This window comes from Acidovorax sp. GW821-FHT09A11, assembly GCF_059418365.1.
Window position 1 is genome coordinate 24,680 of the sequence record NZ_JBWKPS010000012.1, and the last position, 11,455, is coordinate 36,134.

Sequence of the window (11,455 nt, forward strand, 5' to 3'; positions counted from 1 at the left end):
GAACGCGGGGAGTTTTTTCGTGGCGTGTCCGGGCCAGCCCCTGCCACTGACACGGCAGGAGTTCCCATCGCCCCCGGTCCCCCACCCCTGGGGGCGGGGCGCAGGGGCGGTGCGATGCGTTACGCTCCCGCCAGGTGCCGCATGGATGCGGCGCACCTGCCACGCGCCCTATGTCCATGTCCCTTTCCCGCACGCAGCAGCAGGCCCTGGCGCGCCTGCGGCAGATGGCCTGCCTGGATTTCAGCGGGCTGCAGCTCATCGAGCCTGTGCTGCACGAACTGCACCGCCTCATCGGCTTCGATAGCGGGGTTTTTTTCTATCCGGATGCCCAGGGGACGCTGGACGCCTACATCGAGCCCTCACCCGCGCGCGAGTGGATGCACCTGTACTTCGACCCGCGGATGAAGGCGCAGGAGCTGAAGCTGGTGCGCTACAGCCTGCACGACTTCGACGCGGCCGTGCGCCATGAGCATGGGGTGCTGTTGATGGAGCAGATCCTCCAGGTCACTCACCACGAATTCATCCGCAGCGATTTCTACAACGAGCTGGCGCGGCCGTCGGAGTGGCAGGATTTTCTGAGCCTGGTGCTGCGCACGCCGCAAGGCCGGGGCGTGGGCTCGCTCAAGTTGTGCCGCAGGCCTGGCGCGCCGCGCTTTGCGTCTGAAGACATCGCCCTGCTTGAACGGACCTCGCCCTGGCTGGCGCGTGCCCTGCAGCCCGGCGAGCTGGATGCGCAGGACAGTGTGGTGCATGACAGCGCCATGCTGGTCGCCACGCCGCAGGGCAGGCTGCTGTGGACATCGCCCCAGGCAGACCAGCTGATGGCGCTGGCCTTTGGCATGCGCTGGTACCGCCGCAACGAGCTGCCACCCGCGCTGTGCGTGCTGCTGGAGCGCCTGCGCTGGGTGGAGGAGGGCGGCACCGGCCGGGGCCGGGCGCCAGCGCTGCCGCAACTGGACCTGCACAACGCCAGCGGCTGGTTTTCGCTGCGCGCCACGCAGATGGCGGCCGCGGCGGGGGCCGGTGAAGGCGACTTCGACGGCGGCCGGGCGGTGGGCATCCACATCACGCAGCGGGTGGCGCGCGTGGCGCGGCTGCTGCCCACGCTGCGCGCGCTGGGCCTGCCGCAGCGCCAGCACGAGCTGGCGTACTGGCTGGCGCGCGGAGTGCCCGGGGAGCAGATCGCCACGCGCATGGGCATCAGCGCCAACACGGCCACGTACCACCGGCGGCAGATCTACACGCGGCTGGGGGTCCAGAGCCGCAAGGAGCTGCAGGCCTATCTGATGAAATAGCCGCCAATGGCCTGCTGGCGCTTGCTCATCAAGCGCAGAATGCTATCAAATTAGAAGCATCTTGATGATCTGGCCACCGCCTACAGCAGGTGCCGCCGCGCGTAGCGCACCACCGTCACGCCCGCCCGCGCCTGCCGCACCGAGGGCATCACCAGCACGCAGTCGTCGTAGGGCGTGGTCACGGGCACGCCGTCGTTGTCCCCAATCAGGGTGCCGGCTTTCTCGAACACCTCCAGCCCGGTGTAAGGCGCCACGAAGCGGAAGGCGCTGCTGGTGGCGACCACCGGGCCGGTCACCTCCAGCGCCCACTGGCGCGGGGCGTCGGGCAGGCGCCAGCCGGGCAGTTGCCGTGCGAGTGCCTCGTCGCCGAGCGCGCCGGACTGCGCGAGGAAACGCACGCACTGGTCCTGCGCCACGGCGCGGCTGGCGGGGTCGCCGTGGAAGCCGCATTCGATGAGCAGCGAACGGGTGCCGTTGTCCTCCAGCTCGCCAAAGCGGCCGTAGTCGCGCATGCGCACGCCGTCCTTGTGGCCCGCGTCCACCACGATGTGCTCGGGCGAGCGCATGGCGCGCGCCAAGTCCAGGTTGCGCGGCTGGATGCCGGTGAGCAGCAGCGGCGCCGAGGGCTCGTGCATGGAGTGGATGTCGAGCAGCCAGTCCGCGCGCGCCACGAAGGGCCGCAACGCGGCGGCGCGGCGGCGCTCGGCCGTGTCGGCCGCGTCGATGCGCTCGTCCAGCCACTGGCGGTTGAGGTCTTCATCGGTGAAGCGCGAGGCGTCGTGCTGGCGGGCGTCGAACCGGTCGAATGCATCGAGATTGCAGAACGCGAGTGTGAGGGTGCCGCGTTCGGGGCGCACGCCCGCTTCGAGCAGCCCCTTGAGGGCCCACGCGCCGCACAGCTCGTTGCCATGCACCAGGGCACTGACCATCACGTGGCGCCCGGGCTGCCCCGAGTCGAAATGCCACACGCCCTCGGTGCCGGTGTTGCCCGCGCGCCAGGCGCCGAGGTCGGGTGCGGGCAGTTCAAAACGCAGCGGCTGGGCCGCGTTGCTGTGGTCGTGTTGGGCGTTCATTCTTCGATCTTGGCGAATTCAACAATCTTCTTGTACTTGGCCACTTCGGCGGACAGGAACTGGTCGATGTTCACGTTGGTGGCGGCCACGGTGGAGCCGGTGGCTTCCATCTTCTTCTTGAAGTCGGGCGACTGCAGGCTGTCGTTCAGGGCCTTCTTCACCTTGTCGAACACCGGCTTGGGCAGGTTCGCGGGTGCCATGAGGGCAAACCACACGCCGATGTCCACGTTCTTGTACTGCGGTGTTTCGGCCAGCGCCGGGATCTCGGGCGTGGTGGCCGAACGCTTGGCCTCGGTGGTGCCCAGGGCGATCACCTTACCGCTTCGGATGTGCGGCAGGCCGCTGGAGAGCACGAACACGCCGTACTCCAGGTTGTTGCCCATGAGGTCGTTGGTCAGCGGCGCCACGCCGCGGTAGGGGATGTGCGTCATGAACAGCTTGCCCTGCTCCTTGACCATCTCGCCCGCCAGGTGCAGCGAGGTGCCCACGCCCGAGCTGCCGTAGCTGAACTTGCCGGGGTTCTTCGAGACCTTCTGCGTGAATTCGGCCAGGTTCTTCACGCCCGCGCCGGTGGACGCCACGAGCACCAGGGGCTGCGAGGCGATCAGGCCGATGGCGGTGAAGTCCTTCACGTCGTATTTCACCTTCTTGGTCACGAGCTTGTTGATGGCGATCTCGTTGCTCGCGCCCACCAGCAGGGTGTAGCCGTCCGGGGCCGCGCTGGCCACCTTCTGCGCGCCAATGGCGCCGCCCGCGCCGCCGACGTTCTCGATCACCACGGGCACGCCGAGCTTGTTGCCCAGCTCCGTGGCCACGGTGCGCGCCGTCAGGTCGGTGCTGCCGCCCGGCGGGTAGCCCACGACGATGGTGATGGGCTTGGAGGGGTAGGCGTCCTGCGCCAGCGCGGACGCGGCGGGCAAGCACAGGCCGCACAGCAGGGCGGTGGCGGCGGCCGTGGCACGGCGGCGGGAAAAGGTGTGGGGCATGGTTCGGGCTCCTGGGTCGTCGTGGGTACTGGGCACCGCGCGCCCCGGGCCGGCGGTGCATGCATGCATGCAGGCCGGCCCCGGCGGCACGCGCGGTGGGTGGCACGATTGTGAAAAGGCGCGCCCCCCAGCGTGGTGCCGAAACGGCACGGTCTGTTGCCAAATGGGTTGCAGGCCCTGGTGGAAACCCCTGGGCTTCAGCGCTGGGAGAGGGCTTTCCACAGCGCCTCGGCCAGGGGCCCCAGGCGGCGCTTGGGCCGGTACAGGCGCACGTCGAAGCGCACTTCCATGCGCGCGTCGCCCGCGGGCGCCAGGCGCCGGGCCTTGCAGTCGGCATGCACCATGGACCAGGGCAGCCAGGCCACGCCCAGGCCCTTTTGCACGTATTCGTAGTGGGCGTCGGCGGAGTCGCACTCCACCACGCGCTGCAGGCGCGGCGCGTGGGGGTTCTGCGTGAGGTGGTCTTCCACCAGCCGGCCCAGGGCCAGCTGGGGCGCGTAGGCCAGGTAGGGCACCAGTGCCGTGCCCTGCCCGAACCGGTGCAGCGCCTGGCCCTGCGCGGTGGCGCGCGACACGGGCACCAGCCGGTCGGAGGCCACGGTGACGTGCGTGAACTGGCGCGCGTCCAGCCGGATCGCCAGTGCCGGATGGTGGTAGACCAGCGAGAAGTCGGCCTCGTTGCGCTCGAGCATCGCCACGGTGTCGGCCAGGGCGCGGGTGCGGATGCACAGTTCGCCGTTCTGCAGGAGGGGCTGCAGCCGCACGAGCCAGTCGGCCACTACGGTGCGTGCCAGCGTGCGGCCCGTGGCGAGCGTCACGGTGCGGGCCTGCCGGCCGGCCAGGCTCTGCAGTTCCTCGTGCGATTGCGCCAGGCTGCGCGCCATGTGGCCTGCGGTCTCCAGAAAGCTCTGCCCCGCGGGCGTGAGCGAGACGGGGCCGCCACCCCGCTCCACCAGCGGCGTTCCCGCCCAGGCCTCCAGCGCGCGGATGCGCCGGCCAAATGCGGGGTGCGTCACATGCCGCAGTTCGGCCGCGCGCGTGAAGCTGCGCTCCTGCGCGAGAACGATGAAGTCTTCAAGCCACTTGAGCTGCATGGGCCGATCCGGGGTGCGGCGGCGGCGCGGGGCTGGGGGCCGTGCGCGGGCGGATCAGCGCGCGCGCGCCGCTTCGAGCACCGCGCGGGTGCGCTGGGCCTCGGTACGGGCGGCGGCCGCAAAGTCGCCGCCCTTGGATGCGTACAGGATCGAGCGCGACGAGTTCACGATGATCGGCCCTCCGTCGCGCAGCCCCGCCCGCACCGTGGCCACGGCATCGCCCCCCTGGGCTCCCACGCCGGGAATCAGCAGCGGCAGCGTGGGCGCGATGCCGCGCACGCGTTCGATCTCCTGCGGGTAGGTGGCGCCAACCACCAGCCCCAGCTGGCCGTTCTTGTTCCAGGGGCCCTGCGCCAGACGCGCCACGTGCTCGTACATCAGCGGCTGGCCTTCGACGCTGGCCAGGCGCTGGGTCTGCAGGTCGTCGCCGCCCGGGTTGGAGGTGCGGCACAGCAGGAAGGCCCCCTTGCCGTGGTAGGCCAGGTAGGGCTCGATGGAGTCGAACCCCATGAAGGGCGACAGCGTGACCGCATCGGCGCCATAGCGCTCGAAGGCTTCCTTGGCGTACTGCTCGGCCGTGGAGCCGATGTCGCCCCGCTTGGCGTCCAGGATCACCGGCACGTGCGGCGCGTTGGCGCGCATGTGCTGCATCAGGCGCTCAAGCTGGTCTTCGGCGCCATGCGCGGCGAAGTAGGCGATCTGGGGCTTGAACGCACAGACCAGGTCGGCCGTGGCGTCCACGATGGCCGCGCAGAAGTCGTAGATCCTGTGCGTTTCGCCCTGCATTCCCGCAGGAAACCGAGTGGGTTCCGGGTCCAGGCCCACGCACAGCAGGGAGTTGTTCTGCGCCGTGGCGTCGCGCAGCATGTCGGTGAAAGTCATGGGGCGTGATTTTAGGTGGGGGCATCCGCCGCGGCGGGGTTTTCTGGCGGCCGGGACGGCTGCCGTGGCACCGGCATGGCCTGGTGGCCGCCGGCGGGCAACAAAAAAGGCCGTCTCGACGGCCTTTTTTGTTGCTCTTGTGCGGGACCGGCTTGCGGGCGGCCGCTCAGCGCTGTACGGCCAGCAGGCGCTGCACGTCGCGATCGTTGGGCAGTGCGTAGTCGTAGCCGCGGATGATGCGGCTGTCTTCGGTGCGCACGAGTTTCAGGCTCACGTAGGTGTAGTTGGCCGCGGCCGAGTACGTACCGACGAGCACCAGCGACGCATTGTGGCTGCGCGCGATGTCCTTGATCTCGCGCGACAGCAGCAGCTCGCCGGCGCCTTCGCGCACGAACACGTCGCCACGCAGCTTGATTTCCTTGACGTTGAAGCCGCTGGACGCCATGTGCGAGGCGTACTGCTCGGACAGCGTGCGGCCCAGGGGGGCCGAGCGGCTCAGGTCGTTCACGTTCACGACGGTGGCCACCAGGACCGGGCCGCTGCCTGCAGCGCTCAGGTCAAAGCCCGCGGTGAGCTTGGCGACGGCATCGCGGCTGTTGGCCAGGAACTGGTTGTTGGCGGCTTCCTGGTACGTGGGCTCCGTGCGCACGGGCGTGCCGTTGTTGGCGCAACCTGCCAGCAGGGCTGCGGCGGCCAGCGCGGTCAGAAGTGCTGTGGATTTCATTGCGAGACCACCTTCATGTTGACGTTCTTGTAGTACGAGGGGCGCAGGAACAACGGCGTGTCCGCGTTTTCCAGGTAGTACACATCGGTCTTGCGTGCCACGTACTGGCCGCCCCGCGTCACGGTGGTGGTCAGGATCATTTCGGTGTTGGTGGGGCCGCCCGAGTTGATGCTGGCGCCGTAGTCGGCCAGCGAGGTCAGGCCCAGCGTGGCCAGCATCTGCGCGTCCAGGTGTTCGTGGCGCAGGCCATAGGCGGCCATCAGGCCCGCGGCGATCATGGTGAACTGGCCGGGAATGAAATGGGGGCGCGGGCTGTTGTGGCGAACGACCTGCGTGTTGTAGGTCACGTTGAGCGTCTGGCCGGGGTCTTGCAGCACGGGGGCGCCGCTCTGGACCAGCTTGGTGATCAGGAAGTCGCGGAACGCCAGGTCGAACGGGCTGGGGTTGGGCGGCAAGGCCACATGCAGCGGCGTGCCCGGAGCCATGCCAGACTTGTCGAGCGTGCTGAGCGTTTGCGCCACCACGTCGTTGGAAACCAGTTCCCAGTGACCGGCGGAGCGGACCTTGGGTTGTACCGTGAGCTCAAAGTTTTCCGCCAGGGGAATGGGCGAACGATAAGCACATCCCGCCAAAGTAGCCACAGCGCCGGCGAGCACCGCCAAGCTGACTGCCTTTGAAAATTTCATGATTCCCTCCTACGGACTTTGAGAGGCGGGGACATGAACAGATACATCCCACGCGATTGAAAAATAATTCTGGGCGCGATACTCAACAAAAACAAGAAAAAATTGAGGTAACTACGCCCAGACACACGCAATTCGTTGTTTTTGGTCACAGATTGGCGTGCTTGCTTACGCGCGGCTGCATTTGCTTGTGCGTCCGCGTGTAACAAATTTCAAACACTGGTAACGGCGCGTTTTTCGAGGATTTCAAACGCGGGCAGCGTCTTGCCTTCCAGCACTTCCAGGAAGGCCCCACCTCCCGTGGAGATGTAGCCCACCTGCTTGTCGATGCCGTATTTGGCGATGGCCGCCAGGGTGTCGCCACCACCGGCGATGCTGAACGCGGGCGAGTCGGCGATGGCCTTGGCGATCTCGCGCGTGCCGTTCTCAAAGGCGGCGAATTCGAAGACGCCCACGGGGCCGTTCCAGACGATGGTGCCCGCCGACTTGAGCTGGGCGGCCAGGCGGGCGGCGGTGTCGGGGCCGATGTCCAGGATCAGGTCGTCCTCTGCCACATCGGCCGCGGCCTTGACGGTGGCGGGGGCGTCGGCGGCAAAGCTCTTGGCGGTGACCACGTCGGTCGGGATCGGCACTTCCGCGCCCCGCGCCTTCATGGCGGCGATCACGGCGCGCGCTTCTTCCAGCAGGTCGGGCTCGGCCAGGCTCTTGCCGATGGGCAGGCCCGCCGCCAGCATGAAGGTGTTGGCAATGCCGCCCCCCACGATGAGCTGGTCCACCTTGTCGGCCAGGCTCTTGAGGATGGTGAGCTTGGTCGATACCTTGGAGCCCGCCACGATGGCCGCCAGCGGGCGCTGGGGATGGGCCAGGGCCTTGGTCAGGGCATCGATCTCGGCCGACAGCAGCGGGCCGGCGCAGGCGATCGGTGCGAACTGGGCGATGCCGTAGGTCGTGCCTTCGGCGCGGTGGGCGGTGCCAAAGGCATCGTTCACGAAGATGTCGCACAGCGCGGCCAGCTTGCGGGCCAGGTCTTCCTTGTTCTTCTTCTCGCCCACGTTCAGGCGGCAGTTCTCCAGCAGCACGACCTGGCCGGGGGCGACGGCGACGCCGTCCACCCAGTTCGAGACCAGGGGCACCTCGCGGCCCAGCAGCTCGGCCAGGCGCGCGGCCACGGGGGCCAGGGAATCCTCGGGTTTGAATTCGCCTTCGGTCGGACGGCCCAGGTGGCTGGTCACCATCACCGCGGCGCCGGCGTCCAGCGCCATGCGGATGCAGGGAATGGATGCGCGGATGCGGGTGTCTTCGGTGATGCGGCCGGCGTCGTCCTGTGGAACGTTCAGGTCGGCGCGGATGAAGACGCGCTGGCCTTGGGCCTTGCCCTGGGCACAGAGATCGGAAAAGCGGAGGATGTTCATGGGAGGGAGGCTTCCTGGTGGGGGCACGTGGATCAGGGCCGCCATTTTAGGCGGCCCCACCCGCAGCCCCATCCCGCGGCCCCGCCCCGCCACCGATCCCTACCAGCCCCATCCGATGTGCAGCGGCAGGTACACGGCCATGCCGACCACGATGGTCCCCAGGATGCCCCGCCGCCAGAAGTAGTACGCGCTCGCGCACAGGACGGCTGGGAGCCGGGCGTCCATGAGCGTATCGATGAGCTCGCCCCGGGTGATGAGGATCTCGGGCGCGATCACGGCCGTCAGGGCGGCCAGTGGCGCGTACTTGAGGCCGCGCTTGAGCCAGTCGGGCAGGGGCAGCTCGCGCTCGGGAATCATGAAGAAGGAGCGCGAGACCACCGTGATGACGGCCAGCCCCGCCACGGCGATGAAGGGTTCCAGCAGATCCCACCAGGACGACCAGGGCGCATTCATGGGTGGCGCTCCTCGCGCAGCGGCACGATGTCGCCCGCCTCGACGTGTTCGCGTTCCTCGGGCGGCATCACGCTGTCGGCGGGCACCAGCAGCAGTTCCGGCTTGTGGCGGCGGCGGTCCACGGCCTCCATGAGCAACCCCGCGGCCACGGCGGCGGCCAGGGCCACCAGGATGTTGAGCTTGAGCGGCAGCGCGAAGGCAGCGATCGCGGCCGTCGCGGCGACACCCGTGGCGAGCCAGGTGGCCCGGTCGAACAGCAGCGACAGCAGCACGCCCAGCAGCGCCAGCACGCCCGCGAACCCCAGGCCCCAGGACAGCGGCACGGCATTGGCCAGGAAGATGCCCGCGATGGACGGCACCTGCCAGGCCAGCCAGTTGGTGGCCGCCGCGCCCCAGAAGTACGGCAACTGCTCGGGCTGCGGACGCGGTTCGGGAAAGCGTTTCATGAAGGCCACATAGATCACGTCGCCGCTGAAATAGCCCACGGCCAGCCGCTGCCGCACGGGCAAGTGCGCGAAGTAGCTGCGCCACATGCTGCTGAAGATCACGAAGCGCAGGTTCACGCAACTGGCCGTGAGCCAGACCACCCACAGCGGCGCGCCCGCCGCCATCAGCGGGATGACCGCCAGCTGCGCGCTGCCGGCATACACCACCAGGGACATGAAGACGGCCATGCCGATGGGCAGGCCGCTCTTGACCATGACCACCCCGGTGACCAGGCCCCACGCGCCAATGCCCACGGCCGTGCCCACCATGTCGGTGGCGGCCATGCGAAAGGAGGGGTGGCGCAGCGTGCGGCCGATGAGGTCCCTGCGGCTCATGCCGGCGCCACCGCCGCGGCGGGCGCGGCGCCCAGCACCATGCCGGGCTGCAGGTCGAACCCCCGCAGGAAATCCGCTGCCGCCAGCCGCTTGCCGCCGGCGCGCTGCAAGGTGGTCAGGCGCAGCGCGCCTTCGCCGCAGGCCACCGCCACGCCCTGGCCGTCCACCGAGAGTATCTGGCCGTGGCGCTTGCCGTTAGCGGGTATATTGCTATCTATTTCATAGCTCCATACCTTGATCGTTTCTCCTGCGCATTCGGTGCTGGCGCCAGGAAAGGGATCGAAGGCCCGGATGCGCTGCCCGATCAGCGTGGCAGGCAAAGACCAGTCGATGGTGCTTTCGGTTTTTTCGATCTTGTGGGCATAGGTGATGCCTTCGGCTGGCTGGGGCTCTGCCCGCAGGCCCCCGCAGGCGGCCAGTTCGAGCGCTTCCACGATCATGCGGCCGCCCAGGGAGGCCAGCCGGCCGTGCAGGGAGGCGGTCGTGTCCGTCGGCGCGATGGCCAGCCGCTCCGTGAGCAGCATGGGCCCGGTATCGAGGCCAGCGTCCATCTGCATGATCGTGATGCCGGTTTCCGCGTCCCCGGCCTCGATGGCGCGGTGGATGGGCGCCGCGCCGCGCCAGCGCGGCAGAAGGCTGGCATGGATGTTCAGGCATCCCCGTGGCGGGAGGTCCAGCACCCACTGCGGCAGGATGAGCCCATAGGCGGCCACCACCATCACATCGGCCTGGGCGGCCAGCAGGGCGTCGCGCGCTGCTGCGGCATCGTCCGGGTATTTGCCTTCCAGGCGCAGGCTGCGCGGCTGGGCGACGGGAATGCGGTGGTCCAGCGCGCACTGCTTGACGGGAGACGCCTGGAGCTTCATGCCGCGGCCCGCGGGGCGATCGGGCTGGGTGAGGACCAGCGGGACGGTGAAGCCTGCGGCCAGAAGCTGTTCCAGCGCCGCGCGGGCGAATTCGGGCGTGCCGGCAAAAATGACTCTCATGGAAACCAATGGGGTGGTGCGCGGCAGGTCAGTCGCGCGTGTTGTCGAAGTTGGGCTGTTCGTCCGTGAACATCACGAGCCGCACCACGCCCTGGCGGTCCAGGTGGACATGGGCCAGGCGCGGGTCGGAATTCTGGCGGAAGCGGTAGGTCCAGATGTCGCCATCAAAACGCGCCACCCGTTCCACGCGCAAGGGGGCGCCGAAGGTGCGCTGCACATCGGCGAGGGTCCAGGCTCCGACGGGGATGTTCTCAAAGCGCGTCTGCGTCAGCACCTGTTCGTTGCGCACCAGCTTGCCGCTGGCGTCGAAATCCAGGTTGTAGGCCGCAAACCCCGCGGGAAGCTCGGAGTACAGCAGCCGCTCGCCGCCCGGTAGGGAGAAGGTGGCGGTGGGCGGTCCCAGCCTGGCGATGACATCGGCGCGCAGCGCGCCGGGCGTTTCACGGGCGGGTAGCGCGCAGCCCGCGAGCTGGACCACCAGCGCCGACAGCGCCAGCACTCCGCCACCCCTGAGGGTGCAGAGCGCCGGGCGGGTCACTCGCGCGCCCCCCGCTGCTGCTTGATCATCTTGGTCTTGATGCGGTTGCGCTTGAGCGGCGAGAGGTATTCCACGAACACCTTGCCCATCAGATGGTCCATCTCGTGCTGGATGCAGACTGCCAGCAGGCCATCGGCCTCGATGACGCGCGACTGTCCCTGCGCATCCAGTGCCCGCACATGCACGGCATCGAAGCGCTCCACGCCGTCATAGATACCGGGCACCGAGAGGCAGCCCTCGTCGTTGAGGTGTTTTTCCGCACTGGTCCAGACAAGTTCCGGATTGATCAGCACCAAGGGCGCGTCGCGCTCCTCGGACACGTCGATGACGACCAGCCGCTCATGCACGTCCACCTGGGTGGCGGCCAAGCCGATGCCGTGGGCGTCGTACATGGTGGCGAGCATGTCGGCCGCCAGCTTTTGGACGCGGTCATCCACCGCCTCGATGGGGCGGGCGACCTTGTGGAGCCGGGGGTCCGGGTAACAGAGAATGGGAAGGATTGCCATGG

13 protein-coding genes are annotated in these 11,455 nt (G+C 68.5%); 1 reads left to right on the plus strand and 12 read right to left on the minus strand.

The window, feature by feature from the left end:
* Positions 1-176: 176 nt before the first annotated feature.
* Positions 177-1,295 carry a helix-turn-helix transcriptional regulator gene (locus tag AC07PV_RS22215; protein WP_255590976.1) on the plus strand — a complete coding sequence of 373 codons (1,119 nt, stop codon included), beginning with the start codon at positions 177-179 and terminating at the stop codon, positions 1,293-1,295.
* Between the two features lie 80 nt (positions 1,296-1,375).
* On the opposite strand, the gene AC07PV_RS22220 is transcribed toward AC07PV_RS22215, so the two are convergent.
* From AC07PV_RS22220 to def, 12 genes are all read right to left on the minus strand, one after another.
* Positions 1,376-2,368 (minus strand): M14 family metallopeptidase, encoded by a 993-nt coding sequence (locus AC07PV_RS22220; protein WP_218339417.1) that lies wholly within the window; start codon positions 2,366-2,368, stop codon positions 1,376-1,378.
* Complete coding sequence (locus AC07PV_RS22225; protein ID WP_218339418.1) at positions 2,365-3,354, minus strand: Bug family tripartite tricarboxylate transporter substrate binding protein; 990 nt, start codon at positions 3,352-3,354, stop codon at positions 2,365-2,367. Before AC07PV_RS22225 ends, AC07PV_RS22220 begins: the two co-directional genes overlap by 4 nt.
* 197 nt (positions 3,355-3,551) lie before the next feature.
* Complete coding sequence (locus tag AC07PV_RS22230; RefSeq protein WP_218339419.1) at positions 3,552-4,448, minus strand: LysR family transcriptional regulator; 897 nt, start codon at positions 4,446-4,448, stop codon at positions 3,552-3,554.
* 54 nt (positions 4,449-4,502) lie between these two features.
* Positions 4,503-5,330 (minus strand): orotidine-5'-phosphate decarboxylase, encoded by an 828-nt coding sequence (pyrF, locus tag AC07PV_RS22235; RefSeq protein ID WP_218339420.1) that lies wholly within the window; start codon positions 5,328-5,330, stop codon positions 4,503-4,505.
* A gap of 166 nt (positions 5,331-5,496) precedes the next feature.
* Positions 5,497-6,054: a FlgO family outer membrane protein gene (locus AC07PV_RS22240; protein ID WP_218297113.1), complete on the minus strand. Its 558-nt coding sequence runs from the start codon at positions 6,052-6,054 to the stop codon at positions 5,497-5,499.
* A complete protein-coding gene (locus AC07PV_RS22245; RefSeq protein ID WP_218297114.1) occupies positions 6,051-6,740 on the minus strand; it encodes a hypothetical protein in 690 nt (229 codons plus the stop codon). Before AC07PV_RS22245 ends, AC07PV_RS22240 begins: the two co-directional genes overlap by 4 nt.
* Positions 6,741-6,949: 209 nt before the next feature.
* On the minus strand, positions 6,950-8,149 hold the full coding sequence (locus tag AC07PV_RS22250) for a phosphoglycerate kinase (protein ID WP_218297115.1): 1,200 nt from the start codon (positions 8,147-8,149) through the stop codon (positions 6,950-6,952).
* A 99-nt stretch (positions 8,150-8,248) separates the two neighbouring features.
* Complete coding sequence (locus AC07PV_RS22255) at positions 8,249-8,602, minus strand: AzlD domain-containing protein (RefSeq protein WP_218297116.1); 354 nt, start codon at positions 8,600-8,602, stop codon at positions 8,249-8,251.
* Positions 8,599-9,372 (minus strand): AzlC family ABC transporter permease, encoded by a 774-nt coding sequence (locus AC07PV_RS22260; protein WP_255594857.1) that lies wholly within the window; start codon positions 9,370-9,372, stop codon positions 8,599-8,601. The genes AC07PV_RS22255 and AC07PV_RS22260 overlap by 4 nt, the downstream gene beginning before the upstream one ends.
* Before the next feature lie 47 nt (positions 9,373-9,419).
* Positions 9,420-10,409, minus strand: a complete 990-nt coding sequence (gene fmt / locus AC07PV_RS22265) for a methionyl-tRNA formyltransferase (RefSeq protein WP_218339422.1) — start codon at positions 10,407-10,409, stop codon at positions 9,420-9,422.
* A gap of 28 nt (positions 10,410-10,437) precedes the next feature.
* The gene (locus AC07PV_RS22270; RefSeq protein ID WP_370627759.1) at positions 10,438-10,908 is read right to left on the minus strand and encodes a hypothetical protein; all 471 of its coding nucleotides are present in this window, start codon (positions 10,906-10,908) and stop codon (positions 10,438-10,440) included.
* A gap of 35 nt (positions 10,909-10,943) precedes the next feature.
* Complete coding sequence (def, locus tag AC07PV_RS22275; RefSeq protein ID WP_218297120.1) at positions 10,944-11,453, minus strand: peptide deformylase; 510 nt, start codon at positions 11,451-11,453, stop codon at positions 10,944-10,946.
* Between the last annotated feature and the right edge of the window lie 2 nt (positions 11,454-11,455).